Source organism: Pseudomonas sp. PME37.24/025 (genome assembly GCF_055556615.1).
Map to the genome: position 1 here is coordinate 116,358 of NZ_JBVHNK010000012.1, position 24,913 is coordinate 141,270.

The 24,913-nt window shown below is 59.3% G+C and carries 26 protein-coding genes and 1 pseudogene; 11 read left to right on the forward strand and 16 right to left on the reverse strand.

Annotation, left to right across the window (positions count from 1 at the left end; all coding sequences use genetic code 11):
• Nucleotides 1–27: 27 nt before the first annotated feature.
• The 7 genes from murA to ACZ3HH_RS21935 form a co-directional block, all read right to left on the reverse strand.
• Complete coding sequence (gene murA / locus ACZ3HH_RS21905) at nt 28–1,293, reverse strand: UDP-N-acetylglucosamine 1-carboxyvinyltransferase (RefSeq protein WP_007901567.1); 1,266 nt, start codon at nt 1,291–1,293, stop codon at nt 28–30.
• A 22-nt stretch (nt 1,294–1,315) separates the two neighbouring features.
• Nucleotides 1,316–1,555 (reverse strand): BolA family protein, encoded by a 240-nt coding sequence (locus tag ACZ3HH_RS21910; protein ID WP_046052891.1) that lies wholly within the window; start codon nt 1,553–1,555, stop codon nt 1,316–1,318.
• A gap of 114 nt (nt 1,556–1,669) precedes the next feature.
• Nucleotides 1,670–1,975 carry an STAS domain-containing protein gene (locus ACZ3HH_RS21915; RefSeq protein ID WP_465807602.1) on the reverse strand — a complete coding sequence of 102 codons (306 nt, stop codon included), beginning with the start codon at nt 1,973–1,975 and terminating at the stop codon, nt 1,670–1,672.
• Nucleotides 1,972–2,643 carry an MlaC/ttg2D family ABC transporter substrate-binding protein gene (locus ACZ3HH_RS21920; RefSeq protein WP_465807604.1) on the reverse strand — a complete coding sequence of 224 codons (672 nt, stop codon included), beginning with the start codon at nt 2,641–2,643 and terminating at the stop codon, nt 1,972–1,974. Before ACZ3HH_RS21920 ends, ACZ3HH_RS21915 begins: the two co-directional genes overlap by 4 nt.
• 11 nt (nt 2,644–2,654) lie before the next feature.
• Nucleotides 2,655–3,122, reverse strand: a complete 468-nt coding sequence (mlaD, locus tag ACZ3HH_RS21925) for an outer membrane lipid asymmetry maintenance protein MlaD (protein WP_460147920.1) — start codon at nt 3,120–3,122, stop codon at nt 2,655–2,657.
• Complete coding sequence (gene mlaE, locus ACZ3HH_RS21930; RefSeq protein ID WP_465807607.1) at nt 3,122–3,919, reverse strand: lipid asymmetry maintenance ABC transporter permease subunit MlaE; 798 nt, start codon at nt 3,917–3,919, stop codon at nt 3,122–3,124. Before mlaE ends, mlaD begins: the two co-directional genes overlap by 1 nt.
• Nucleotides 3,919–4,728: an ATP-binding cassette domain-containing protein gene (locus ACZ3HH_RS21935; protein ID WP_367374183.1), complete on the reverse strand. Its 810-nt coding sequence runs from the start codon at nt 4,726–4,728 to the stop codon at nt 3,919–3,921. The genes mlaE and ACZ3HH_RS21935 overlap by 1 nt, the downstream gene beginning before the upstream one ends.
• A 276-nt stretch (nt 4,729–5,004) precedes the next feature.
• Between ACZ3HH_RS21935 and ACZ3HH_RS21940 the strand changes: the two genes are divergently transcribed.
• The 10 genes from ACZ3HH_RS21940 to ACZ3HH_RS21985 all read left to right on the forward strand — a co-directional run bounded on the left by ACZ3HH_RS21940 (nt 5,005) and on the right by ACZ3HH_RS21985 (nt 12,037).
• Complete coding sequence (locus ACZ3HH_RS21940) at nt 5,005–5,979, forward strand: KpsF/GutQ family sugar-phosphate isomerase (RefSeq protein WP_123720006.1); 975 nt, start codon at nt 5,005–5,007, stop codon at nt 5,977–5,979.
• Nucleotides 5,979–6,503: a KdsC family phosphatase gene (locus ACZ3HH_RS21945; RefSeq protein ID WP_465807609.1), complete on the forward strand. Its 525-nt coding sequence runs from the start codon at nt 5,979–5,981 to the stop codon at nt 6,501–6,503. Before ACZ3HH_RS21940 ends, ACZ3HH_RS21945 begins: the two co-directional genes overlap by 1 nt.
• A 7-nt stretch (nt 6,504–6,510) precedes the next feature.
• Nucleotides 6,511–7,083: an LPS export ABC transporter periplasmic protein LptC gene (gene lptC, locus ACZ3HH_RS21950; RefSeq protein ID WP_460147923.1), complete on the forward strand. Its 573-nt coding sequence runs from the start codon at nt 6,511–6,513 to the stop codon at nt 7,081–7,083.
• Complete coding sequence (gene lptA, locus ACZ3HH_RS21955) at nt 7,070–7,618, forward strand: lipopolysaccharide transport periplasmic protein LptA (RefSeq protein WP_030128010.1); 549 nt, start codon at nt 7,070–7,072, stop codon at nt 7,616–7,618. The genes lptC and lptA overlap by 14 nt, the downstream gene beginning before the upstream one ends.
• Nucleotides 7,618–8,343, forward strand: a complete 726-nt coding sequence (lptB, locus tag ACZ3HH_RS21960; RefSeq protein WP_030128011.1) for an LPS export ABC transporter ATP-binding protein — start codon at nt 7,618–7,620, stop codon at nt 8,341–8,343. The genes lptA and lptB overlap by 1 nt, the downstream gene beginning before the upstream one ends.
• A gap of 184 nt (nt 8,344–8,527) precedes the next feature.
• A complete protein-coding gene (locus ACZ3HH_RS21965) occupies nt 8,528–10,021 on the forward strand; it encodes an RNA polymerase factor sigma-54 (RefSeq protein WP_032835202.1) in 1,494 nt (497 codons plus the stop codon).
• 79 nt (nt 10,022–10,100) lie between these two features.
• Entirely contained in the window at nt 10,101–10,409 is a 309-nt protein-coding gene (hpf, locus tag ACZ3HH_RS21970) for a ribosome hibernation-promoting factor, HPF/YfiA family (RefSeq protein ID WP_003178005.1), read from the forward strand.
• A gap of 12 nt (nt 10,410–10,421) precedes the next feature.
• Entirely contained in the window at nt 10,422–10,886 is a 465-nt protein-coding gene (gene ptsN, locus ACZ3HH_RS21975) for a PTS IIA-like nitrogen regulatory protein PtsN (protein WP_007901530.1), read from the forward strand.
• 2 nt (nt 10,887–10,888) lie between these two features.
• On the forward strand, nt 10,889–11,746 hold the full coding sequence (gene rapZ, locus ACZ3HH_RS21980) for an RNase adapter RapZ (RefSeq protein WP_123498993.1): 858 nt from the start codon (nt 10,889–10,891) through the stop codon (nt 11,744–11,746).
• A 15-nt stretch (nt 11,747–11,761) separates the two neighbouring features.
• Nucleotides 11,762–12,037 (forward strand): HPr family phosphocarrier protein, encoded by a 276-nt coding sequence (locus ACZ3HH_RS21985; protein ID WP_465807616.1) that lies wholly within the window; start codon nt 11,762–11,764, stop codon nt 12,035–12,037.
• A 192-nt stretch (nt 12,038–12,229) separates the two neighbouring features.
• Here the strand turns inward: ACZ3HH_RS21985 and ACZ3HH_RS21990 are convergent, their stop codons facing one another.
• The 6 genes and pseudogenes from ACZ3HH_RS21990 to pmbA all read right to left on the reverse strand — a co-directional run bounded on the left by ACZ3HH_RS21990 (nt 12,230) and on the right by pmbA (nt 17,856).
• Nucleotides 12,230–13,123: a ZIP family metal transporter gene (locus ACZ3HH_RS21990; protein ID WP_465807618.1), complete on the reverse strand. Its 894-nt coding sequence runs from the start codon at nt 13,121–13,123 to the stop codon at nt 12,230–12,232.
• A 296-nt stretch (nt 13,124–13,419) separates the two neighbouring features.
• Nucleotides 13,420–14,031, reverse strand: a complete 612-nt coding sequence (locus ACZ3HH_RS21995; RefSeq protein WP_465807619.1) for a superoxide dismutase — start codon at nt 14,029–14,031, stop codon at nt 13,420–13,422.
• A 1-nt stretch (nt 14,032) separates the two neighbouring features.
• The gene (locus ACZ3HH_RS22000) at nt 14,033–14,473 is read right to left on the reverse strand and encodes a hypothetical protein (protein ID WP_465807621.1); all 441 of its coding nucleotides are present in this window, start codon (nt 14,471–14,473) and stop codon (nt 14,033–14,035) included.
• Between the two features lie 27 nt (nt 14,474–14,500).
• On the reverse strand, nt 14,501–15,877 hold the full coding sequence (locus ACZ3HH_RS22005) for a class II fumarate hydratase (RefSeq protein WP_465807623.1): 1,377 nt from the start codon (nt 15,875–15,877) through the stop codon (nt 14,501–14,503).
• A pseudogene (locus ACZ3HH_RS22010) lies at nt 15,870–16,265 on the reverse strand (FagA protein). Before ACZ3HH_RS22010 ends, ACZ3HH_RS22005 begins: the two are co-directional and overlap by 8 nt.
• A gap of 244 nt (nt 16,266–16,509) precedes the next feature.
• Nucleotides 16,510–17,856, reverse strand: a complete 1,347-nt coding sequence (pmbA, locus tag ACZ3HH_RS22015; RefSeq protein ID WP_465807625.1) for a metalloprotease PmbA — start codon at nt 17,854–17,856, stop codon at nt 16,510–16,512.
• Between the two features lie 108 nt (nt 17,857–17,964).
• Between pmbA and yjgA the strand changes: the two genes are divergently transcribed.
• Nucleotides 17,965–18,489 carry a ribosome biogenesis factor YjgA gene (gene yjgA, locus ACZ3HH_RS22020; protein ID WP_007901505.1) on the forward strand — a complete coding sequence of 175 codons (525 nt, stop codon included), beginning with the start codon at nt 17,965–17,967 and terminating at the stop codon, nt 18,487–18,489.
• Between the two features lie 60 nt (nt 18,490–18,549).
• On the opposite strand, the gene tldD is transcribed toward yjgA, so the two are convergent.
• The 3 genes from tldD to ACZ3HH_RS22035 form a co-directional block, all read right to left on the reverse strand.
• Entirely contained in the window at nt 18,550–19,992 is a 1,443-nt protein-coding gene (tldD, locus tag ACZ3HH_RS22025) for a metalloprotease TldD (RefSeq protein ID WP_123498976.1), read from the reverse strand.
• A 12-nt stretch (nt 19,993–20,004) separates the two neighbouring features.
• Entirely contained in the window at nt 20,005–20,859 is an 855-nt protein-coding gene (locus ACZ3HH_RS22030; RefSeq protein ID WP_465807628.1) for a carbon-nitrogen hydrolase family protein, read from the reverse strand.
• Nucleotides 20,860–21,044: 185 nt separating this feature from the next.
• Entirely contained in the window at nt 21,045–24,848 is a 3,804-nt protein-coding gene (locus ACZ3HH_RS22035; protein ID WP_465807630.1) for a YhdP family protein, read from the reverse strand.
• Nucleotides 24,849–24,913: the final 65 nt, after the last annotated feature.

Below are 24,913 nucleotides of genomic sequence, written 5' to 3' on the forward strand. Positions count from 1 at the left end.
CGCGTCCCTGCGCCCATGCAGCAGAAACTAGCCCGGTACGCGGCGGATCTTGGCGCCGAGCATCTGCAGTTTCTCTTCGATGCACTCGTAACCACGGTCGATGTGGTAGATGCGGTCGATCAGGGTATCGCCTTCGGCGATCAGCGCCGAGATCACCAGGCTGGCCGAAGCACGCAGGTCGGTGGCCATTACTGGCGCGCCCTTGAGCTTTTCGATGCCGGTGACGATGGCGGTGTTGCCTTCGACCTGGATATGAGCGCCCATGCGGTGCAGTTCGTAAACGTGCATGAAGCGGTTTTCGAAGATCGTCTCGATCACCGCACCCGTGCCTTCGGCAATGGCGTTGAGGGAGATGAACTGCGCCTGCATGTCGGTCGGGAACGCCGGGTATGGAGCGGTCCGCACGTTGACGGCTTTCGGCCGCTTGCCGTGCATGTTCAGCTCGATCCAGTCTTCGCCGCAGGTGATTTCAGCACCGGACTCGCGGAGCTTTTCCAGAACGGCTTCGAGGATGGTCGGATCGGTGTCCTTGACCTTCACACGACCGCCGGTCACCGCTGCCGCCACCAGGTAGGTGCCGGTCTCGATACGGTCAGGCATCACCTTGTAGGTGGTCGGGTGCAGACGCTCGACGCCATCGATGGTGATGGTGTCGGTGCCGGCGCCAGTGATCTTGGCGCCCATGGCGTTCAGGAAGTTCGCCAGGTCGATGACCTCAGGCTCGCGAGCGGCGTTCGCCAGCACGCTGCGGCCCTTGGCCAGAGCGGCTGCCATCATGATGTTCTCGGTACCGGTCACACTGACGGTGTCGAAGAAGAAGTGCGCGCCACGCAGGCCGCCTTCAGGGGCCTTGGCCTTGATGTAGCCGCCTTCAACGTCGATGACCGCGCCCATGGCTTCGAGGCCACGGATGTGCAGGTCGACCGGACGCGAACCGATGGCGCAACCGCCAGGCAGTGCGACTTCGGCTTCACCGAAACGGGCAACCATCGGGCCCAGCACCAGGATCGAGGCCCGCATGGTTTTCACCAGTTCGTACGGTGCGATCAGGGTCTTGATGGTGCGAGGGTCGATTTCGACGCTGAGCTTCTCGTCGATCACCGGCTCAATGCCCATGCGACCGAACAGCTCGATCATGGTGGTGATGTCGTGCAGGTGCGGCAGGTTGGCAACGGTAACCGGGCCATCGCACAGCAGGGTTGCAGCCAGGATCGGCAGGGCAGAGTTCTTTGCCCCGGAGATGCGGATTTCGCCATCAAGACGAACGCCACCGGTAATAATCAATTTATCCATAAGAATCTCGACGCCCTTGGGCTCAGGTGCGCTCGGCCCAGGCCGCGCTGCTGAAAAATTTCATAGTGACCGCATGGATGCTGCCATCGGTGATCCATGGGTTCAAATGGGCATAGATCTGCTGCTGACGCTTCACCGGGCTCAACGCCGCCAGTTCATCGCTAATCACGTTCAGCTGAAAGTTGCAGCCTTCGCCCTCAACTTCTACCTGAGTTCCTGGCAGCTTTCCTTCAAGGAAGCTCTTCACTTCTACGGCCTGCATGCTCAACCTCAATCGGCGCCCTGTGCGCGCGGGTCGGACATCATACAAAAAAGCCCCGCGCCTGCGAACCCCGCGAAGCAGGACTCTGACGGGGGGCTTCTTTATAGATGTGGTTCAGGGATGCGCCAACAGCTCGGTCAATTCGCTGACCTGAGCGATTTCACGCATATCTTCGGGCATCTCACGAATGCTCAGGGCCTTGCCGGCCGCCTGGGCATCGCGCATGAAGCACAGCAGCAGCGACAAGCCGACGCTGCTGGATTTCTCCACCGCGGAGCAATCAACCACCAGCGCAGCCGCGTTACTGGACTTGATCAGCGCCTGCCCCTGCTTGCGCAGGTTCGGGCCTGTCCGGTAATCCAGCACGCCACTGAGCAGCAGCTCGCCGGATTCGCTCATGCGAATGGCCGACTCACTCATTGGGTTTGCTTCTCGGTAGATTGCCCAGTGGTTTCCTGGGTTTTTGCAACTTCCTTGGCCTTGGCGACTTCACCGGCCCAACCATCGATGGTCTTTTGCAGATCATTGCCATTGCGCTGCATCGCGTCAGCGAACTGATCGCGGAACAGCTTGCCAATGTTGATGCCGTTGATGATCACGTTGCGCAGTTTCCACTCGCCGTTGATCTTCTCCAGTGTGTAGGACACAGGATAGATCGAGCCGCTACTGCCTTTGACCGTCATGCCAACGCTTGTGCGGTCTCCCGACTCATCCTTGGCAGGTTCAACGGTGATGCCCTGGTTGTTGTACTCGAGCAAGGCGTTACCGTAGAACTGGAACAGGCCTTTCTTGAAGTTTTCCTGAAAGGTCTGCATTTGCTCTGGCGTAGCTTTGCGCGAGTACTTGACCGTCATGATGCTTTTGGAAATGCCCTCGGCATCCACCACAGGCCCGACGATGGTGTTCAGCGCCGTGTAGAAGTCTTGTGGGTCCTGCTTGTACTTTTCTTTGTTGGCGGCGAGATCCGCCAGCATCCGGCTCGTAGTGTCCTGGACCAGATCGTGCGCCGACTGTGCCGCCACGGCATTAGCGATCAACGGCAGCGCCGCGAGCAATACCAACAGGCCACGTCGAAAGATAGAGATCATTCAAAAGCTCCTCATTTAGCTTCTTTGCTAACGGTATTGAGCAGGAATTTACCGATCAGGTCCTCGAGCACCAGCGACGACTGCGTGTCGTGGATGGTTCCACCATCCTTGAGCGGGGTCTCTTCCCCGCCCACGCTGATACCGATGTATTTCTCACCCAACAGGCCAGCGGTCAGGATAGATGCAGTGGAGTCAGTCGGCAGGTTATCTACGCGCTTTTCCAGTTGCATGGTCACCCGACCGGTGAAGCTGTCGCGGTCCAGATCGATCGCCGTGACCTTGCCGATGGTCACACCGGCCATGGTCACTTTAGCTCTGACCGTCAAACCGGCGATATTATCGAAATATGCATAAAGTTTATAAGTATCGGTGGCTGCGCTCGGGGACAGACCACTGACCCGCAACGCAAGCAACAACAAAGCCAGGATGCCAGCCAGCAAGAAAAGGCCGACACCGATTTCCAGGGTGCGGTTTTGCATCAGAAATCTCCAAACATCAAGGCGGTCAGAATAAAGTCCAGGCCGAGTACAGCCAAAGAGGCATACACCACGGTCTTGGTAGTGGCACGACTGATTCCCTCGGAAGTGGGCTCGCAGTCATAGCCTTGGAATACGGCGATCCAGGTCACGACGAAGGCAAAAACGATGCTTTTGATAATGCCGTTGAGCACATCGTCGACAAACGTCACGCTGTTTTGCATGTTCGACCAGTAAGAGCCTTCATAGACACCCAGCCAGTCGACGGCCACCCACGAACCACCCCAGATGCCCACCACGCTGAAGATCATCGCCAGCACCGGCAGGGAAATGAAGCCGGCCCACAGGCGCGGGGCAACGATGTACTTGAGCGGGTCAACCCCGATCATCTCCAGACTGGACAGCTGTTCGGTGGATTTCATGTTGCCGATTTCGGCGGTCAGTGCCGAACCCGCGCGCCCGGCGAACAGCAAGGCCGTGACCACCGGACCCAGTTCACGCAACAGCGTCAGTGCAACCATCTGCCCGACTGCCTGCTCCGAACCGTAGCTGGACAGAATGTTAAAGCCCTGTAACGCCAGCACCATGCCGATGAATACCCCGGAGACCACAATGATCACCAGGGACATCACGCCCACCGAATGCAGCTGCTTGACCAGCAGGCCAAAACCGCCACCGATGCCGCCACGACCGAGCAAGGCATGGAACAGGAACAACGCCGAACGCCCGAACACCTCCAATACATCGATGCCGGCGCGGCCGAACCGGCGCACTCTTTCTATCAGTGAAATCTTGCGCATCAGCGCTTCCCCAGAAGATCTGCGCGGTAATCCGGCGCTGGAAAGTGGTATGCGACCGGACCGTCGGGTTCGCCTGTCAAGAATTGACGAATACGTGGCTCATCCGATTTCATCAAATCCTTCGGTGCGCCCTGGCCCAACACTTGCCCGTCGCCCACCACAATGAGGTGGTCGGCAATGCTCGCGGTCTCGGCCAGATCGTGGGAGACCACGATGCTGGTGATGCCCAGCGCATCATTGAGCAGGCGGATCAGGCGTACCAGCACGCCCATGGCGATCGGGTCCTGGCCAACAAAGGGCTCGTCATACATGAGGATTTGCGGATCGAGAGCAATGGCCCGGGCCAGCGCAACGCGACGCTTCATGCCGCCGGACAATTCGTCAGGCATCAGGTCAATGGCGCCACGCAAGCCCACGGCCTGCAATTTGAGCAGGACAATGTCGCGGATCATTTCTTCCGGCAGCTCGGTATGAACACGCAGCGGAAAGGCGACGTTCTCGAACACATCAAGGTCGGTAAACAGTGCGCCGCTTTGAAACAGCACACCCATTTGCTTGCGCGCATCGAACAGATCGCTGCGCGACAACGTCGGCAGGTTCTGGCCATTGACCCAGACTTCGCCGCTGGTAGGGCGCAATTGTGCACCTATCAGCCGCAGCAGCGTGGTCTTGCCACACCCGGAAGGCCCCATGATGCCGGTGACCTTGCCGCGTGGTATGCGGATATCGACGTTATTGAAAATGCTGCGCGCACCGCGCTTGAAGGTCAGTCCCTTCAGCTCGACCGCGTAGGCGTTATCGGCACTCATCTAAACTCCTTGCGATGCAGCCTCTCACTCGGACGCCTGGCTTTCTGGCGAAAGCACATACCTCCCCGGGCAGGCCGAACTGGCGGCGAACTATATCACCGCAAAGGCCAAGCGCCCAAGGCCCAAGCCGGGCACGTTCAGCATCATGACCACCTGAAATCATCTATTTAGAGAGATTCGGTAACAAGTAATGACAAACCGCGACGAACTTGCGTGAGGGTTTTGATCATTACCGTTATAATCGCCGCCTTTTCATCAGGCTATTCGATTTCCGACATGAACCAATCCAGCGACCTGATTCAATCAGCACAACGTACCATCCGCCTCGAACTGGAAGCCGTACAAGGTTTGCTGCCCCATATCGATGCAGATTTCGTACGTGCTTGCGAGATGATTCTGGCCAGCAAAGGCCGCGTAGTCGTGGTCGGCATGGGCAAATCGGGGCACATCGGCAACAAGATTGCCGCCACCCTGGCCAGCACCGGCACCACGGCCTTTTTCGTGCACCCGGCCGAGGCCAGCCATGGCGACATGGGCATGATCACCCGTGACGACATCATTCTGGCGCTGTCGAACTCCGGTTCCACCAACGAAATCGTCACCTTGCTGCCGCTGATCAAGCGCCAGGGCATTCAAATGATCAGCCTGACCGGCAATCCCGAGTCGCCGCTGGCCAAGGCAGCGGAAGTCAACCTCAATGTAAGCGTCGAACACGAAGCCTGTCCGCTGAACCTGGCACCCACCTCGTCGACCACCGCAGCGCTGGTCATGGGTGATGCTCTCGCCGTTGCCTTGCTTGAAGCTCGAGGCTTTACCGCTGAAGATTTCGCTTTTTCCCACCCGGGCGGTGCCCTTGGCCGCCGCTTGTTGCTGAAAGTGGAAAATGTCATGCATGCCGGCACCGAATTGCCGCAAGTGACATGCGGTACGCTGCTCAAGGATGCCTTGATGGAAATGACCCGCAAGGGGTTGGGCATGACCGTCGTACTAAGCACAGATGGAAAACTTGCCGGGATCTTCACCGACGGCGACCTGCGTCGCACTCTGGACCGCACCATTGATATCCACAGCACGACCATTGATGAAGTGATGACAGCCCACGGCAAGACCGCACGCGCCGAGATGCTCGCCGCCGAGGCGCTGAAAATCATGGAAGACCATAAAATCAACGCACTGGTAGTAGTCGACAGCGAAGACCGTCCGGTCGGCGCCTTGAACATGCACGACTTGCTGCGTGCGGGAGTAATGTAATGGGCACGGACCTGCTGCAACGCGGCAAACAGATCAAACTGGCGGTGTTCGACGTTGATGGCGTGCTGACCGACGGGCGCCTGTACTTCCTCGAAGACGGTAGCGAATTCAAGACGTTCAACACCCTCGACGGCCAGGGCATCAAGATGCTGATGGCCGCCGGCGTGCAGACCGCTATCATCAGCGGCCGCAAGACCCCAGTGGTTGAACGGCGCGCGAAGAACCTCGGTATTCCACACCTTTATCAGGGTCGCGAAGACAAACTGGTGGTGCTCGACGAACTTCTTGCCCAGCTCAACCTGAGCTATGAACAAGTGGCCTACCTTGGCGACGACCTGCCGGACCTGCCAGTGATTCGCCGCGTAGGCCTGGGTATGGCGGTGGCCAACGCTGCCAGTTTCGTGCGCGAACATGCCCACGGCATCACCCAGGCCCGCGGTGGCGAGGGTGCTGCTCGCGAATTCTGCGAATTGATCCTGCGCGCCCAGGGCCACCTCGATGCGGCCAACGCCGCGTACCTGTGAGCCCATCATGCTGAGCAAAAAAATTCGCAACATCCTGGTGTTCGGTTGCATAGCAGCGATTTTTGCGGCGGTCGGCTACTGGAACATCAGCCCGGAACGCTTCCTCGACAAGCCGGTGGCGAAGATCGATGAAAGCGCGATCGACTATTACGCCGTCAACGCCCACAGCGTGCAGTACCTGCCTGACGGCAAACTGCAATACGAGATGACGTCGGACAAGGTCGAACACCTGAAAGCGACCGAAGTGACGTTGCTGACCAATCCTGACCTGAACATGTTCCGCGGCACCGAATTCCCGTGGCATGTCCAGAGCGAGAAGGGTGAAGTCAATCCGGACGGCACTCAGGTCGAGCTGATTGATTCAGTACGTATCACCCGTTTCGACGAAAAAAACCGCAAAACCCTGATTACCACCACCCGTATGACAGTGTTCCCGCAGCAGCAATATGCGCAGACCGATCAACCCGTTAGAATCGACGGCGCTGGCGGTGTATCGACAGGCAACGGAATGAAAGCGTACTTGAAAGAAAGCAGGATACACCTGCTATCGAACGTAAGAGGACAGTATGAGGCTCGTTAAAACTCTCCCTATTTTGCTCAGTCTGGGCGCAGCACTGGGAAGCGTGAGCGCCTGGGCTCTGCCGAACGATCAAGAGCAGCCTATCCGCATTCAGGCCGACGATGCCCAACTGGACGACAAGAATGGCGTTGCCACCTATAAAGGTGACGTGATCATTACCCAGGGCTCGATGAAGGTTACCGGCAACACCGTGACCATCACCCGCACCCCGGCTGGCGACATCGACGTGGTGACTTCGGTGGGCAACCTCGCCTATTTCGAACAACTGCAAACGGCGGGCGATACCAAGCCGGTTCAGGGCTACGGCGTAACTATCCAGTATCACGCCTCGCAAAACCGCGTCGTGCTGATCGATCGCGCCAAAGTCATCGACAAGGACAACAACGTCACCCAAGGCGAGAAAATCGTCTACGACACGGTCAAAAAGCTTGCGAGCGCCGGTCGCGCCACGGGTAACAAGGTCACTGAGGCACGTCCTCGCATTGACATGGTGATCCAGCCGAAGAAGAAAACCGACGAGCAAAAGGCCCAGTAATGGCAACTCTGAAAGCTCAGCATCTGGCCAAGAGCTACAAGAGCCGCCAGGTCGTGCGCGACGTCAGCCTGTCCATCGACAGCGGTCAGATCGTCGGCCTGCTTGGTCCCAACGGTGCCGGTAAAACCACTTGCTTCTACATGATTGTCGGCCTGGTGCAGGCCGATCAGGGTCGCGTACTGATCGATGATCTGGACGTCAGCCACCAGCCGATGCACGGCCGTGCGAAGGCAGGTATCGGCTATCTTCCGCAAGAAGCGTCGATCTTCCGCAAACTGTCGGTGGCCGACAACATCATGGCCATCCTCGAGACCCGCAAGGAACTCGACAAGGCTGGTCGTCGCCAGGAGCTGGAAAGCCTGCTGCAGGAATTTCACATCCACCACATCCGCGACAACCTCGGCATGAGCCTGTCCGGTGGTGAACGCCGCCGCGTGGAAATCGCCCGGGCACTGGCCACCAATCCGAAATTCATCCTCCTCGACGAACCTTTCGCCGGCGTGGACCCGATTTCGGTGGGCGACATCAAGCAGATCATCCATCACCTCAAAGCCAAAGGCATTGGCGTACTGATTACGGACCACAACGTCCGCGAAACCCTGGATATCTGCGAAACCGCCTACATCGTCAACGATGGCCAACTGATCGCTGAAGGCGACTCTGCCACCATCCTGGCCAATGAACTGGTCAAGGAAGTGTATCTGGGCCATGAGTTCCGCCTGTAAGCACTGAGGTGCCCGGGTCGCCGAGAGCGCGCTCGCTTCAATAAAAAATCAATAAGTTTTTATTGTTACAGCGCTCTAGGCAAACACTTCAGTTTCGGGCATATAATTTGCTTATGTTTGGCGCTTCGGCGCTCTGTAGTGGATGGCGCATGTGCGCCGGCGAATAAGGTGTTAAGCCCCTGCCATGAAACCATCGCTAGTCTTGAGAATGGGCCAGCAGCTGACGATGACACCGCAGCTGCAACAGGCCATCCGCCTGCTCCAATTGTCGACCCTGGACCTGCAACAGGAAATCCAGGAGGCCCTGGAGTCCAATCCGATGCTCGAACGCCAGGAAGAAGGCGACGACTTCGATAACGCCGACCCCTTGGCCGATAGCGCCGAACAGAAACCCAACGCCGACATTCAGGAACCCTCCTACCAGGAAACCGCCCCAACGGTGGATAACCTTGAGGAAGGCGACTGGAACGAGCGCATCCCCAACGAATTGCCCGTCGACACGGCCTGGGAAGACGTCTACCAGACCAGTGCCAGCAGCCTGCCGAGCAACGATGACGACGAGTGGGATTTCACCACCCGCACATCGGTCGGTGAAAGCCTGCAAAGCCATTTGCTCTGGCAACTGAACCTGGCACCGATGTCCGACACCGATCGCCTGATCGCCGTGACCCTGATCGACTGCATCAACAATCAGGGCTACCTGGACGAAACCCTCGAGGAAATCCTCGAAGCCTTCGACCCGGAACTGGACATCGAACTGGACGAAATCGAAGCCGTCCTGCACCGCATCCAGCAATTCGAACCCGCTGGCATCGGCGCCCGCAACCTCGGTGAATGCCTGCTGCTGCAACTGCGTCAGCTGCCCGCCAAGACCCCTTGGCTGGCCGAGGCCAAGCGTCTGGTCACCGATTACATCGACCTGCTCGGCAGTCGCGACTACAGCCAGCTGATGCGCCGCATGAAGCTCAAGGAAGATGAACTGCGTCAGGTCATCGAATTGGTCCAGAGCCTCAACCCGCGCCCGGGCTCACAAATCGAGTCCACCGAAGCCGAATACGTCGTTCCCGACGTGATCGTGCGCAAGGACAACGAGCGCTGGCTGGTGGAACTGAATCAGGAATCGGTGCCACGCCTGCGGGTCAACGCCCAATACGCCGGTTTCGTGCGCCGCGCCGATACCAGCGCTGATAACACGTTCATGCGTAATCAGCTGCAGGAAGCTCGCTGGTTCATCAAAAGCCTGCAAAGCCGCAATGAAACCCTGATGAAAGTCGCCACCCAGATCGTCGAGCATCAACGCGGCTTTCTTGAATACGGTGACGAAGCCATGAAGCCGCTGGTGCTGCACGACATCGCCGAAGCGGTGGGCATGCACGAATCGACGATTTCACGGGTGACCACGCAAAAATTCATGCATACCCCACGGGGCATCTATGAACTGAAATACTTTTTTTCCAGCCACGTCAGTACCTCCGAAGGCGGTGAATGCTCGTCCACGGCGATCCGCGCGATCATCAAAAAACTGGTTGCCGCGGAAAATCAGAAAAAGCCGTTGAGTGACAGCAAGATCGCTGGTTTACTGGAGGCACAAGGCATTCAGGTAGCCCGTCGCACCGTCGCCAAGTACCGCGAATCCCTGGGGATCGCGCCTTCCAGCGAACGGAAGCGGTTGATGTAACCGCCGGGCTCGCCACAGCGTTCCAGTGGCAGGCATTTCTGCCTGCCGCTTTATGCACTGGCAACGAAGGAGAAGCTGTATGCAAGTCAACATCAGTGGACACCAACTGGAAGTGACCGAACCTCTGCGCACCTACATCGGCGAAAAACTCGACCGATTAGAGAGGCATTTCGACAAGATCACCAATGTGCAAGTCACGATGAACGTCGAAAAACTGCTGCAGAAGATCGAAGCCACGCTGCATATTCCCGGCGGAGAAGTGGTCGCCAATGCCGAGCATACGGACATGTATGCCGCCATCGACCTGCTGACCGACAAGCTGGATCGCCAACTTAAAAAGCATAAGGAAAAGACCCAGAGCCTCCTCCAGGGCGCGACCGGTCGTTAACACTCCCAATCCATGATCCGACTAGAAACCATCCTGACCCCCGGCCGTTCCCAAGTGAACGCGCCGGGTGGCAGTAAAAAGAAAGCCCTCGAGCAAATTGCCAACCTCATCCACCGCGAAGTACCGGATCTGGAAATGCAGGACGTCTTCGAGGCCCTGATTGCCCGTGAGAAACTCGGTTCTACCGGTTTCGGCAACGGCATCGCCATTCCCCACTGCCGGCTTAAAGGCTGCACCTCGCCAATCAGTGCGCTGTTGCACCTGGAAGCCCCTATCGATTTCGACGCCATTGACGGCGCCCCGGTTGACCTGCTGTTTGTGCTGCTGGTCCCGGAAGCCGCCACCGATGCACACCTGGAATTGCTCCGCCAGATCGCCAGCATGCTGGATCGCAAGGAAGTGCGTGAAAAACTGCGCAGCGCCCCGAGCAACGAAGCCTTGTATCAGGTTGTCCTGGACGAGCAGAACGGTCACTAATCATGCGCCTGATCATTGTCAGTGGCCGCTCCGGCTCAGGTAAAAGCACCGCCCTCGATGTTCTCGAGGACAACGGCTATTACTGCATCGACAACCTGCCTGCCGGCTTGCTGCCGGAACTGGCCGAACGCGCGCTGATTCACACCGAACTGGCACAACCGCTGGTGGCCGTATCCATCGATGCCCGCAACCTGCCAAGCCACCTGTCACGGTTCCCCGAATTGCTGGAAGAGGTCCGCAGCCGGCATATACAGTGCGATGTGCTGTATCTGGACGCCGACGAAGAGACCTTGCTCAAACGCTTTTCGGAAACCCGCCGTCGTCACCCGCTGAGCAGCGCCAATCGCTCGCTGGCGGAGGCAATACAGGACGAAACCAATCTGCTGGGGCCGATTGCCGATCTGGCTGACCTCAAGGTCAACACCACCAATCTGAACCTGTATCAGCTGCGCGATACCATCAAGTTGCGCCTGCTGAATCAGCCGGAACCGGGCACTGCGTTCCTGGTGGAATCTTTCGGCTTCAAGCGAGGCATGCCGGTGGACGCCGATCTGGTGTTCGACGTGCGCTGCCTGCCCAACCCTTACTGGAAGCCGGAGCTACGGGCACAGTCCGGGCTCGATCAACCGGTGGCCGAGTACCTAGCGGCGCAGCCGGATGTCGAAGAGATGTTCCAGGACATTTCCTCCTACCTGCTCAAGTGGCTGCCCCGCTTTGCCGCCAGCAACCGCGCCTATGTCACCATTGCCATTGGCTGCACCGGCGGGCATCACCGCTCTGTCTACCTGACCGAACGTCTGGGTCAGGTCCTGCAAAAAACCCTGAAGAACGTCCAGGTCCGCCACCGCGACCTCAGCTAAAGGATTCACATCGCGATGCCTGCTCTGGAAATCGAAATCATCAACAAGCTGGGCCTGCATGCCCGCGCGTCTGCCAAGTTCGTCGGGGTTGCCGGTCAATTTCCGGATTGCACGATCAGAGTAGGCCGCACGTCAGAGACCACGGTCGATGGCAAAAGCATCATGGCCATGATGATGCTCGCCGCTGGCAAGGGCACCAAAATCCACCTGAGTACCGAAGGTGAGCAGGAACAGGAAGCGCTGGACGCACTGGTGGCGTTGATCAACAACTTCTTCGACGAAGGCGAATAAGAATAAACAGCGCCTCTATCGAGCGGGCTCTTGTGGCGAGGGAGCTTGCTCCCGCGGGGCTGCGAAGCGGCCCCAAAATTGCCACCCTTGTACACAAACATAACCGCATTCGCTGCTTTCACGACTGCTCCGCAGCCGAGCGGGAGCAAGCTCCCTCGCCACAAAAGCACCTCTTCGCTAAATCTGTGCACCTCAAGCCAACGCTGTATCCATCACCATCATCAGACAAAATCCGATCAGCAACCCAAGGCTGGCCAGTTTGTCGTGACCATGGCGGCGCGATTCGGGGATGACTTCGTGAGTCACCACCAGCAACATCGCACCGGCCGCCAGTGCCAGCCCCAACGGCAACAGCAGTTCGGCCAGGCTCACCAGCCAGGCGCACAACAATGCGAAGACCGGCTCGACCAACCCTGACGCAGCACCGATCAGGGACGCCTTGACCCGCGACATCCCTGCTCCGGCCAACACCAATGCAATCACCAGCCCTTCCGGCACATCCTGCAAGGCGATGCCCATAGCCAGGCTGTCGGCGTCGGGCATGCCACCGCCGGCCGAGACGCCGACCGCCATGCCTTCGGGGATGTTGTGGGCAATGATGGCAAACACAAACAACCAGATCCGCGGTGGAATCACCGGTCGCGCCAACGTTCCCACGAGCATTTCAGGCGTAGCGCCAGACACCTTGCGATCCACCAGAAACAAGCCGAATGCGCCCAGCATGATGCCGAAGCTGATCAGGCCGCTGGCCGCCCAAGGCGTCAGCCCGAGGTTTTCGGCCGCGGCAATGCCCGGCACGATCAGCGAAAACGCCGTCGCCGCGAGCATCACCCCGGCTCCGAAACCGAGCAATATGTCGCTGACTACCTGAGGCATCTGCCGAATCACCAGCACCGGCACCGCGCCCAAAGCCGTGCCCAAGGCACAAATCGCCCCGCCTTGCAGGGCACGCTGCAGTTTCGGTTCGAGGTCCAGCCAGCTCAGCCCTTGAGCAGCCAATAACGTCACGCCCGCCAGCAGTAACAGCGATCCCAGTGCGTAACGAAACATCCGTCCACTTCCGACCGCCAGTGTTTCAGTGCCCATAGTCAGCCCTGGATTGTTTTATAGAGACTTAGGGGGCGTTCTCAACTAGTTCCCCCACCGCGTTGTCGCCTTAAAGCGGGCCAGGCAAGGCGCAGGCCGCTGGGAATGGTTGTTCCCTTTCCAAGGCCTGCAACGCAGCCTGGCCCGTTTTAAGGCACAACCCGAAGGGCCGGGCCTGCTGCTGTGCAGGGCTGCGTTGCTCGAAGCTTATTTGGAATGACCAAACCACGCTTCTCGCGCCTTGCCCTGCACAACAGCAGACCCGGCGCGGAGGGGAAACTAGTTGAGAACGCCCCCTAAACCAGCGCAGCCTGATAACGCGCGGCGACTTCGGGCCAATTGATCACGTTGTAGAACGAATTGATGTATTCCGGACGTCGGTTCTGATAGCGCAGGTAATAAGCGTGCTCCCAAACGTCCAGGCCGAGAATCGGCGTATTGCCGTTCATCAATGGGCTGTCCTGATTGCCACTGCTTTCAACAATCAAGGTCTTTTGCGGCGTCACGCTCAACCAGGCCCAACCGCTGCCAAAACGGGTCAGCGCAGCTTTGGTGAAGGCCTCCTTGAAGTTGTCGAGACCACCCAGCTGTTCGTCGATTGCCTTGGCCAGCGCGCCTTCAGGTTGGCCTCCGCCGTTGGGTGCCATGACTTCCCAGAACAACGAATGGTTGGCATGCCCACCGCCCTGATTGATCACCGCCGCGCGAAGTTTTTCCGGTAATTGCTGGACAGCCGCCACCAGTTTTTCCACGGGCCATTCAGCAAACTCAGTGCCTGAGACTGCAGCGTTGAGGTTGTTGATGTAGGTCTGGTGGTGTTTGGTGTAGTGGATTTCCATGGTCTGCGCATCGATGTGCGGTTCCAGGGCGTCGTAGGCGTACGGCAAGGCAGGCAGGGTAAAAGCCATTTCAATGAACTCCATGTTGTAAGGGCGCAGGCTGATACGAGGGCGAAGCGGTGTCGGTGTGCAGCAAACGGTGGGTGCGTGGATACTCGCCGTGATCGCTGATGAAATTCAGCAGCTCGACATAGGTTTTGCTGCTCTGGCGCAGCGCGGCTTCACGCAAAGCCGGCGCCAGTCGCGGGTTCTGCATAGTCTGCAACAGTCGTTGATGGATCGCACACAGGTACTCGACGCTCTCCTCCGGCTGGTTCAGACGCAAGTGCAGGTCCGCCAGGTTGTGGTGGGAAATCACGCAGGCCGCCACCGCTTGGTCGGCATCCGCCCAGCGCTCGAACAACACTTGGGCCAGCGCCAGTGCCTGCAAGTAAGCCTCGCGGGCATCAACGAGTTCGCCCAGCATGAAATGGCGGTTGGCCCTTTCGATCGTGCGTTTCCAGTGCTCCATGGTGAGCCTCCAAAGCGGTAGCAGTGATTACACGCCGCCTGCGGTGAGCTTCTCTGGGTTGAGCAGTTCTTCCAGTTGGCTGCGCGTCAGGTCGGTGTGTTCCAGGGCGACATCGATCACCGGCCGGCCCTGCTGATAAGCCTTCTTGGCAATTTCAGCGGCTTTTTGATAACCAATGATCGGGTTGAGTGCAGTGACCAGAATCGGATTGCGCGAGAGCGCTTCCTTGAGCCGGGCCTCGTTGACCTTGAAGCTGGCGATAGCCTTGTCGCCCAGCAGACGGCTGGCGTTGGCCAGCAACTCGATACTGCTCAGCAGGTTCTGGGCGATGATCGGCAGCATGACATTCAACTCGAAATTGCCCGACTGGCCGGCGACGGTGATCACCGTGTCGTTGCCAATCACTTGAGCGGCGACCATCGCGGTAGCTTCCGGGATCACCGGGTTGACCTTGCCGGGCATGATCGACGAGCCCGGTTGCAAGGCTTCGAGTTCGATTTCACCGAGCCCCGCCAATGGGCCGGAATTCATCCAGCGCAGGTCATTGGCGATTTTCATCAAGGAAACCGCTGTGGCCTTGAGCTGCCCTGAAACGCTGACCGCCGTGTCCTGCGAGCCGATCAGCGCAAACAGGTCCTTGCCCGGCCTGAACTGCACCTGGGTCAGTTGGCTGAGTTGCTGGCTGAAACGCGCCGCAAACTCTGGATGGGCATTGATCCCGGTGCCCACCGCTGTACCGCCCTGGGCCAGGGATTGCAGGCTTGGCAGCAGATCTTGCAGATGACCGATATTGGCCTTGAGCTGTTGCGCCCAACCATCGAGCACCTGACTCATGCGCACGGGCATGGCGTCCATCAAATGGGTACGCCCGGTTTTGACGAACGGATGAACCTGCTCGGCCTTGTGCTCGATCACCTGCACCAGATGCACCAGCGCCGGCAGCAACTGCTCATGCAAGCTCAATGCGGCACTGACATGGATGGTGGTCGGGACGATGTCATTGCTGCTCTGACCGCAATTGACGTGATCATTGGGATTGACCGGCTCGCCCAACAAGCGGCTGGCCAGGGTGGCGATCACTTCATTGGCGTTCATGTTGGAACTGGTGCCGGAACCGGTCTGGAAGATATCCACCGGGAAGTGCTGCATGAAGTCGCCTTCGAGCAGGCCTTGAGCTGCGTCGACGATCGCCTTGCCCTGGGATTCGCTGATCTGCTTGAGCTCGACGTTGGCTCGGGCGGCCGCAGCCTTGGCCAGGATCAGCGCCCGGATGAACTGCACGGGCATCGGTTTGCCGCTGATCGGGAAATTATCCACCGCGCGCTGGGTTTGCGCGCCGTAAAGGGCGTCTATCGGGACTTGCAGTTCACCCATGCTGTCGCGTTCGATACGTGTGTTACTCATCAGGAGATCCTTGCACCAGTTCTATGAGGGGGATGGAGGGTTGCAACTCGCAGGTCGCCAGTCGCTAGGCGTAGCTTTGCCAGCGCTTGAGGCGGCAGCCGCAGAGTGATTGCCGTTCGAGATCGCGCAACGGCCGCCAGGCTTGGTCGAGACACAGGCTGCGCCAGTGCCAGGGCAGTGCGACATCGGCGGCGGTGTCGAGCAGCAAACGGAAAGAGGTTTCGGCGATAGTCCAGGGAGAGGTGGCCGTGCAACACGCCAGATACCGGCCTTCGGCCAGGTAATGTTCGATCAGACGCGGCTCGTCAGGGTCCATGGCGCAACGGATCTGGCGACTCATCCAGCGCCAGCTTTCGAGGTAAGGCTGCTCGTGCAAGGCAGAACTCATAATCCGGGCTCATTCGGTAATGAGATTTATTATTAGATGATAATGAGAACCAAAACAAGCTCAGTAACACACTGAGCACTTTGTGGGAGCGGGCTTGCCCGCGATGACGATTGAAGATTCAACATCGAAGTCGACTGAAATGACGCTATCGCGGGCAAGCCCGCTCCCACAGGATTTGTGTTGCGGCAAATAAAAAAAGGCGCGCCACCCAATTGGGTGGCGCGCCTTTTTGTGCAGTCGGAGGTTAGCTACCCGCCACCGTCATCCGCTCGATCAACACCGAACCGGTGCGAATGTTGCTGCGCAATTCCAGGTCATTACCCACCGCAATGATCTGCTTGAACATGTCGCGCATGTTACCGGCGATGGTCACTTCTTGAACCGCGAACTGGATTTCCCCGTTCTCGACCCAGAAACCCGCCGCACCACGGGAGTAATCACCAGTGACCATGTTCAGGCCCTGGCCCATCAACTCGGTCACCAGCAGGCCACGACCCATGCGCCGCAGCAAGGCAGCCTGGTCTTCGTCGCCATGGGTGACGAACAGGTTATGTACGCCGCCGGCATTGGCGGTGCTCGGCATCCCGAGCTTACGGCCGGAGTAGGTGCCGAGTATGTAGGACACCAACTCGCCCTTCTCCACGAACGGCTTGGCGTAAGTCGCCAGGCCATCGCCGTCGAAGGCCGAACTGCCCAGGGCGCGCATCAAATGCGGACGCTCATCGATGGTCAGCCATTCCGGGAACAGCTTCTGCCCCAGCGTGCCTTCGAGGAACGATGATTTGCGGTACAGACTGCCGCCAGAGATCGCCGACAGGAAGCTGCCGAACAAGCCACCGGCCAGCTCCGCGGAAAACAGCACCGGCACTTCGCAGGTCGGCACCGGACGCGCGCCCAGACGGCTCGCCGCCCGTTGCGCGGCACGTAGACCGATGCTCTCTGGAGAGGCCAGCAAATTGCCCTGACGGTTCACGTCATACCAGTAATCGCGCTGCATCTGGCCATCGGCTTCGGCGATCATCACGCAGCTGAGACTGTGACGAGTCGACGCGTAACCGCCGATAAAACCGTGGCTGTTGCCGTAAACCCGGCAGCCCTGGTGAGTGCTGAGGGTGGTGCCGTCGGCATTCTTGATCCGGCTGTCGGTGGCAAACGCCGCCGCTTCACAGGACAGAGCCTGCTCGATGGCTTGCTCCGGGGTAATGTCCCATTGATGGAACAGGTCGAAATCCTGCAGATCCTTGGCCATCAACGCGGCATCCGCCAAGCCCGAGGCTTCGTCTTCGGAGGTGTGCTTGGCAATGGCCAGCGCGGCGGCGACGGTTTCGCGAATTGCTTCCGAACCACTGGCCGAGGTGCTGGCCGAGCCTTTGCGCTGCCCCACATACAAGGTGATGCCAAAGCCCTGATCGCGATTGAACTCAACGGTTTCGACTTCCCGCTGACGCACCGTGGTCGACAAGCCCTGCTCCAGCGACACGGCCACTTCACAGGCACTGGCGCCCTGGCGCTTGGCTTCAGCGATGATCTGCTCGACTTGTTCTTGCAGTGCCGGCAACGCTTGCGGGCCGACGCTTTCAACTGCACTCATGCTGTTCTCCACTCAAATTCTGCTTTCGGCTGGGGCCTTCGAGCGACCGGGCCGGACAAGCGGCCCCCGACTGGTTATCATGGCGGCGTTTCTTTGCGGACGGCCACCATGGTTGATTCTTACGACGACTCCCTCGATACGGGAGAAAAAAGCAAATCCCAGGTTAAACGCGAGCTTCATGCTCTGGTTGACCTCGGCGAGCGCCTTACAACACTCAAGCCTGACTTGCTGGCAAAACTGCCGTTGACCGACGCTATGCGCCGGGCCCTGGCCGATGCGCCCAAGCACACCGCGAATATCGCGCGTAAACGGCACCTTATGTTCATCGGCAAACTGATGCGCGATCAGGACACTGACGCCATTCTGACTCTGCTCGATCAACTGGATGCCTCCACTCGGCAGTACAACGAACGTTTCCATGGTCTGGAACGCTGGCGCGATCGCTTGATCGCCGGCGACGATGCAGTCCTGGAGAAGTTCGTGCTCGACTACCCGGAGGCTGATCGTCAGCAATTGCGCTCCCTGATCCGTCAGGCCCAGCACGAACTGGCGACCAACAAGCCACCGGCTTCGAGCCGTAAAATCTTCAAGTACATCCGTGAGCTGGACGAGACTCAACGCGGTCTGCGTTAAGTCCCGAATCGGGTGAGTTGCCTCGCAACTCACCCGAAGCTTCACTTTTTCAAGAGCCCCTTACGATCCTGTGCCACCCACAGTGATCGCATCAATTTTCAGCGTTGGCTGGCCGACACCCACCGGCACCGACTGCCCATCCTTGCCACACGTTCCCACACCGCTGTCCAGCGCCAGATCGTTACCGACCATCGACACCTTGCTCATGGCTTCCGGCCCGTTGCCGATCAACGTCGCGCCTTTGACCGGGGCAGTAATCTTGCCGTCTTCGATCAGGTATGCCTCGCTGGTGGAGAACACGAACTTGCCGCTGGTGATGTCCACCTGACCGCCGCCGAGGTTGGCGCAGTAGATGCCCTTTTTCACCGAGGCGATGATTTCCGCCGGGTCGCTTTCGCCAGCCAGCATGTAGGTGTTGGTCATGCGCGGCATCGGCAAGTGCGCGTAGGATTCGCGACGACCATTACCGGTGCGGGCCACGCCCATCAGGCGCGCATTGAGCTTGTCCTGCATGTAACCTTTGAGCACGCCGTTTTCGATCAGCGTGGTGCACTCGGTCGGGGTGCCTTCGTCGTCGACGCTCAACGAACCACGACGCCCGGCAAGGGTGCCATCATCGACGATGGTACAGAGCTTCGAGGCAACCATCTCGCCCATGCGCCCGCTGTAGGCCGAACTGCCCTTGCGGTTGAAGTCGCCTTCCAGACCATGGCCGACGGCTTCGTGCAGCAACACGCCGGACCAACCCGAACCCAACACCACCGGCAACGTACCGGCCGGGGCCGGGATCGCTTCCAGATTCACCAGCGCCTGACGCAACGCTTCGCGGGCATAGCCCATGGCGCGGTCATCGCTGAGGAAATAGCGGTAATCGGTACGACCGCCACCGCCATGACCACCGCGCTCACGACGGCCATTCTGCTCGACGATCACGCTGACGTTGAAACGCACCAGCGGCCGCACATCCGCCGCCAGTCCGCCGTCGGTGGAAGCAATCAAAATCCGTTCCCAGACGCCGGCCATGCTCACGGTGACTTGCTGGATACGCGGGTCGAGGGCACGAGTCGCCACATCGATACGCTTGAGCAGCTCGACTTTCTCGGCACGGGTCATCACTTCCAGCGGGTTATCCGGCCCGTACAATTGGGCGACATCCTGGGTGGTGAACGCTTGCACAGTGCCGTTCTGCCCGGCCCGGGAGATCGAACGGGCCGCACGGGCCGCCGCGCCCAGCGCTTCGAGGGTGATCGCATTGCTGTAGGCGAAACCGGTCTTTTCACCCGATTGCGCACGCACGCCAACACCTTGGTCGAGGTTGAAGCTGCCTTCCTTGACGATCCCGTCTTCCAGCGCCCAGGACTCGGAAATCTGCCCCTGGAAATACAGGTCGGCGGCATCGATGCCCGGGCCGGCCAGATCACCGAGCACACCTTGCAGGCTCTCGATTGTTACGCCGCCGGGTGCCAGGAGGTGTTCACTGACGGAGGACAACAACTCGCTCATATGCTTTACGCCTTAAATTCGTCGTTCTGATGCAGGTCGCTGGGCGCCCTGCGAGAAAAAGCGCCGGTGAGTAGACACCGGCATCCGCGCCCGGATGGACGCCTGTTCGCTGCTGTCGCGTTCGGCCAGCAGCACGGCCTCGCCTTGATCTTGTTGTGCCAGCACACGCCCCCATGGGTCGACGATGGCGGCATGACCAAAGGTTTCTCGTGGCCCCGGATGCGTCCCACCCTGGGCGGCCGCAAGCATGTAACACTGAGTCTCGATGGCCCGCGCGCGAATCAGCACGTCCCAATGGGCCGCGCCGGTCACCGCGGTAAAGGCTGACGGCGCGGTAATCAACTCCGCGCCGGCTGCACGCAATTCACTGTAAAGCTCTGGAAATCGTAAATCGTAACAAACCGTCAGGCCGACTCGACCGACGGGCGTGTCGGCAACCACCACGCCACTGCCATAAGCATAGTCATCGGATTCGCGATAACGCCCGCGATTGTCCGCCACGTCTACGTCGAACAGGTGCAGCTTGTCATACCGTGCAACGGTTTCGCCCTGATCATTAACCAGCAACGAGCATGCATGCACTTTGGCTATCGGTTGATCCACCGGCGGCAACGGCAATGTGCCGGCCACTATCCATAACTTGAGGTCGCGGGCGGTCTGTTTCAACCACGGCAGGATCGGGCCTTCGCCCAAGGCTTCGGCGCGGCCGATGTCGGCAATGTCGCGACGGCCCATGGCAGCGAAGTTTTCCGGCAGCACGGCAAGCCGCGCGCCACCGGTCGCCGCCTGCTCAAGCAGACGACGGGCCTGGGCCAGATTGGCCAGCACGTCGCTCTGGCTGACCATTTGAATCACCGCTACAGACATGGCCTATTCCCTATGTGAAATCTACGCAGACCTGTAGGAGCTGCGGAGTGAAACGGGGCTGCGATCTTTTGACCTTGATCTTTAAAGTCAAAAGATCGCAGCCTGCGGCAGCTCCTACAGGGGTAAGCGGCGTCGCATGAAAACATGCTACTCCATAGGCCCAAAGAGTGCTTTTTCAAAAGAATTCAAAAAGGCTTGTCGAAGGTGATTTTCGGTTCTTTCCATGGGCCTTTGACGGTGTATTTAACGCTGGCAAAGCGCGCCACGCGGTCACCGATCAGCTTATCGATCAGGAACAGCGCCCCGCCGACGGCTGGTGCACCAACGATTAGCGCGGCAATCGGCAGATTGTTGGTCACCGGCAAAGTCACCAGCAACTTGGCATCGACCTGATCACCCACCAGGTCCAGTGTGCCGTTGAGCTCCACATTGCTCGACGGGCCGGTCAGCAAAATGGGCTCACGGGTCACGTAGACCCCGTTGCTGGCGACCAGCAGGCCTTTGACCCGGTCATAGCTCAAGCCTTTACCAAAGAGGTCGGAAAAGTCCAGGCGCAAGCGGCGGCCAATGGAGTTGAAGTTGAGCAGGCCGAATACCCGCAACGCCTGAGCACTGCCCTCGACTTCAACGAACTGACCTTTATTCAGTGACGCATCAAGGCTGCCGGAGAAGCGCTTGGTCGCCAGCCACGCCGGTGACCCAGGCCAGCGACCGTCGACATTCATATGAAATTCTTCACTGGTGACGCTCGGCGCAAAGCCCCAGCCCTTGAGCACGTCGGCGAGGTTCTTGCCACTGACCCGGCCCTTGTACCAACTGCCGGAATTACCCGGCATGCCTTCCCAGCCACCGCTGCCCTGCAAGAGGATGCCCTTGAGGCCCAGATCCAGGGAATTGAAGGCAATGCCCTTGGCGGTCGGCCGGACTTTCAGATGCCACGCGCCCACCAGATCCGGCCCCTGGAACAGCTGATTGATGGTGACATCCAGCGCCGGGATCTTCGTCGGATCCACGGAGGCCAGCGGATCCGGCGAATTCTCGTCAGCCAGCACCGTAGGGTCTGGTGCCGGCAAACGTACGTATTGCAGATTGACCGTAATCGGTGCGGCTTTCGCATCGGGAATACCGATGCTGCCCTTGACCTGCTGACTGTCGAGTTGCAAGGCCCACGCGGCCGGTTTACGCGTCAACTGCACCGACGCCTGATCGAGGGTGGTGCCGAAACCAGTGAGTTTTCCAACCTTCAAATCCACGCTGCTGAGCAACTGTTTGGCGCTGCCACCTGGATCCTGACCGGCATATTTGTTCACCAGATCCTGCCAGGGAGCGACATCCAGCTCGGACAGTACGCCACGCACACGCAAGCCTTTGGCGCCGGGTAACACGGCATTGCCGCCACCGAGAAGCAACTCGCCGCGACCGTCGGCGAAATTGCCGGTCGGTGCCGCAAACGTGAAGTTTGCCAGCTCACCGTAGTTGACCCAGTAACGCCGCTCCGGTCCTTGCAGGGTCATGCGGAACACGGTATCGCGCCCGACATCGGCCGCCATGCCGAACGGCGCCGGCAAATCCACCGACACGCCTTTGAGATTGGAGCTGACCATCAATTGACTGTCGGCGCCATCAAGGTTCAGTTGCAGCTGATAAGGGATCATCCCCGTCACTGGCAATGGCTGAGTGACATTCAGCCAATCGGTGAGTTTCTTGACCTCGACCTCACCCGATGCGGCAACCCGAGTGTTGAGCTTGCCCGGGCTGCCTTCAGCGAAGATCTGTGCGGTCACTGGCTTGTCGAATGCACGAGCCGTGATCTTTTGCCCGCTTAAACCCTTGGTGCTGTCGAAACGGAAATCGCCCTTGAGTTGCGTCAGTTCCAGGGTTGGCTCGCGGAGCTTCAAACGGGCTTTGTCGGTCTTGAAGTCGACGAGGATTTTCGGCTTCTCGCCTTTGACCAGCGGGATATCGAGTTTGAGCTTGCCTTGCAGATCGCCCTCGCCTTCCCAACCGGCGAAGGTGTCGGCGGTGCCGATTGGCGCTTCCTGCAGAATCTTCAGGCCATCGCCCAACCCGCCAGCGAACGCGCCGTCGAGGAACAGATGAGTGCTCTGCCCGGCAGGTACACGGGGAATATTGACGTAGACATCGCTGACCTGGGTGTCGAGCAATTGGCCCTTGCTGGCGAGGATCCGCACACCGCTGTCTTCGATGAACACATCGCCGCTGACCTTGCTGACATGTGGCCAGCCCGGCTGAAACGCCAGCTCGGCATCATGGACCTTGAAGAACAGGCTGATGCTGCGAGCCGTTTCGGCGGCGCCGTGGTTCAGCGAACCCTGGTACTGGAAGAAGCCTTCATCCACCGCGCCTTTGAGAATCGCGGTGCGCAGCCATTCGTCCAGCCCCGGGCTGAGAACCGTCGGCAGGTACTTGGCGGTGTAGCGACCATCACCGTCGACCAGGCCGACCCGCAGGTCCATGTAATCTTCCTGGGTGTGATCGAAATGCAAGCGGATCAGGAAGTCGCCGGCAATCTTGCCCTCCTCGCCCAGTACCTTCAGGTACGGTGCGATCAGGGTGAAACCTTCTTTGTCGAGTTTCCAGGTCAACCGGGCGTTGGCCTGAATGTACTGCCATGGCTTGGCGAAAATCGGGTCCAGGTGCAGGGAGAAATCCTTGCTGTCCATACGCAGCTCGCCCTGCCCGAGGTCGCCGCTGATGTTGCCGCTGACATTTCGCACCGCCGGTGCACCGCGATAAGCGTCGAAGCCGACCTTTTCCAGATTGGCGGCAAAGCTGAATTTGCTGTCATCGGTAGCGGCTGGGCGGAAGTCGATCAGCACGTTGCGCAAAACTCCGGTGACCTTGAGCCGCTCGACCGCCGTGGCGACACCTTCGGGCAGTGGGCCCAGTGCGTTCAGCAGCGGAGTGAGCGGTGTGAGATCGAGACGGTCGGCTTGCAGATGCAAGAGCTCTGGCGCCTTGTCCGTCGCGGCAGTTTGTTGAAATTGCAGTTTCGATTCCCAGCGGGTGTCACCCAGGCTCATCGCCAGAGAATCCAGGGTCACCAGAACGCCTTTGGAACTGCGCTGGAAATACCCGTTCAGCGCCAGATTATTGATCTGGATCGGCTTGCGCTCGGCGTAGGCGCCCTTGAGTTGCGGCGCGTTCAAACGAATCGCGGCGCGTTGCAGGGTGCCCTTGCTCCAGTTCACCCAGAGCTCGCCACCGGCCTTGATCTCGGAGAAGTTCCATTGCCGGGTCAGGCGCTCGGGCAACCATTTCGACCAATCACTCTGCGGCAGGCTCAGGTAAGCGTCCGCTTCGCCGTCCTTCCATTGGGCAGCGCGCAAACGGGTGCGCAGGCTCATCGCAACTGGCTGACCATCGGGCAGGGTCAAACGGGCATCGAGCCGTTGGTGGGATGGACCGGTTTTCAGGTTCAGGCCGACGTATGTCAGGGTCAGCGGCGACTCCCCCAACGGCTGCAAGGTGATCTGGCTGTCGAGTACCGACAGCTGCTGGACGATCTGCATGCGATTGAGCAGTTGCTCCGGGTTCAGCGGCTGGTCCTGCTGCACCGGCAAACCTTCCAGCGCCCAGTGACCGTCCTCACCTTCCTTGAGGCTGATCTTCAGGCCGTTGAGTTCCAGGTGTGCGATGCGCACTTCGCGCGCCAGCAGGCTGGCCCAAAGGTCCGGTACCGCGCGCACCTGATCCAGGCGCAGGGCATTGGAACCCTCGCCGACCATCACGTCATGGGCCAGCAGAACCGGGGCGAGGCCACTCCAGCTACCTTCCAGCTTGCCGATCTGCAGGGGCATGCCCAAGGTATCGCTGGCTTTGTCTTCGACGTCGGCACGGTACTCGGCCACCAGCGGCGTCAGCTCTCGGCCGAGGCTGACGAACAGCGCCATCAGCACTAAAACCAACGCACACAGGCCCAGACCCCAGCGGGTCAGTGCGGCCAAAATGCGTGTCAGACGGTCCATGTCAGTTGGCTCCCATGGCAAAAATACTGCAAAAAGCTGAGGCCAGCCGTGCTAGTGGAGGTGAA

Coding starts and splice junctions, on each gene's coding strand:
- mlaE (WP_465807607.1), bottom strand. CDS start 3,919: ATGCGCAAGATTTCACTGATAGAAAGAGTGCGCCGGTTCGGCCGCGCC.
- lptB (WP_030128011.1), top strand. CDS start 7,618: ATGGCAACTCTGAAAGCTCAGCATCTGGCCAAGAGCTACAAGAGCCGC.
- yjgA (WP_007901505.1), top strand. CDS start 17,965: ATGGTTGATTCTTACGACGACTCCCTCGATACGGGAGAAAAAAGCAAA.
- ptsN (WP_007901530.1), top strand. CDS start 10,422: ATGATCCGACTAGAAACCATCCTGACCCCCGGCCGTTCCCAAGTGAAC.
- ACZ3HH_RS21945 (WP_465807609.1), top strand. CDS start 5,979: ATGGGCACGGACCTGCTGCAACGCGGCAAACAGATCAAACTGGCGGTG.
- tldD (WP_123498976.1), bottom strand. CDS start 19,992: ATGAGCGAGTTGTTGTCCTCCGTCAGTGAACACCTCCTGGCACCCGGC.
- pmbA (WP_465807625.1), bottom strand. CDS start 17,856: ATGAGTGCAGTTGAAAGCGTCGGCCCGCAAGCGTTGCCGGCACTGCAA.
- ACZ3HH_RS21915 (WP_465807602.1), bottom strand. CDS start 1,975: ATGAGTGAGTCGGCCATTCGCATGAGCGAATCCGGCGAGCTGCTGCTC.
- ACZ3HH_RS21995 (WP_465807619.1), bottom strand. CDS start 14,031: ATGGCTTTTACCCTGCCTGCCTTGCCGTACGCCTACGACGCCCTGGAA.
- murA (WP_007901567.1), bottom strand. CDS start 1,293: ATGGATAAATTGATTATTACCGGTGGCGTTCGTCTTGATGGCGAAATC.
- lptC (WP_460147923.1), top strand. CDS start 6,511: ATGCTGAGCAAAAAAATTCGCAACATCCTGGTGTTCGGTTGCATAGCA.
- mlaD (WP_460147920.1), bottom strand. CDS start 3,122: ATGCAAAACCGCACCCTGGAAATCGGTGTCGGCCTTTTCTTGCTGGCT.
- ACZ3HH_RS22000 (WP_465807621.1), bottom strand. CDS start 14,473: ATGGAGCACTGGAAACGCACGATCGAAAGGGCCAACCGCCATTTCATG.
- ACZ3HH_RS22035 (WP_465807630.1), bottom strand. CDS start 24,848: ATGGACCGTCTGACACGCATTTTGGCCGCACTGACCCGCTGGGGTCTG.
- ACZ3HH_RS21965 (WP_032835202.1), top strand. CDS start 8,528: ATGAAACCATCGCTAGTCTTGAGAATGGGCCAGCAGCTGACGATGACA.
- ACZ3HH_RS21990 (WP_465807618.1), bottom strand. CDS start 13,123: ATGGGCACTGAAACACTGGCGGTCGGAAGTGGACGGATGTTTCGTTAC.
- ACZ3HH_RS21920 (WP_465807604.1), bottom strand. CDS start 2,643: ATGATCTCTATCTTTCGACGTGGCCTGTTGGTATTGCTCGCGGCGCTG.
- hpf (WP_003178005.1), top strand. CDS start 10,101: ATGCAAGTCAACATCAGTGGACACCAACTGGAAGTGACCGAACCTCTG.
- ACZ3HH_RS21910 (WP_046052891.1), bottom strand. CDS start 1,555: ATGCAGGCCGTAGAAGTGAAGAGCTTCCTTGAAGGAAAGCTGCCAGGA.
- lptA (WP_030128010.1), top strand. CDS start 7,070: ATGAGGCTCGTTAAAACTCTCCCTATTTTGCTCAGTCTGGGCGCAGCA.
- ACZ3HH_RS21985 (WP_465807616.1), top strand. CDS start 11,762: ATGCCTGCTCTGGAAATCGAAATCATCAACAAGCTGGGCCTGCATGCC.
- ACZ3HH_RS22030 (WP_465807628.1), bottom strand. CDS start 20,859: ATGTCTGTAGCGGTGATTCAAATGGTCAGCCAGAGCGACGTGCTGGCC.
- rapZ (WP_123498993.1), top strand. CDS start 10,889: ATGCGCCTGATCATTGTCAGTGGCCGCTCCGGCTCAGGTAAAAGCACC.
- ACZ3HH_RS21935 (WP_367374183.1), bottom strand. CDS start 4,728: ATGAGTGCCGATAACGCCTACGCGGTCGAGCTGAAGGGACTGACCTTC.
- ACZ3HH_RS22005 (WP_465807623.1), bottom strand. CDS start 15,877: ATGAGTAACACACGTATCGAACGCGACAGCATGGGTGAACTGCAAGTC.
- ACZ3HH_RS21940 (WP_123720006.1), top strand. CDS start 5,005: ATGAACCAATCCAGCGACCTGATTCAATCAGCACAACGTACCATCCGC.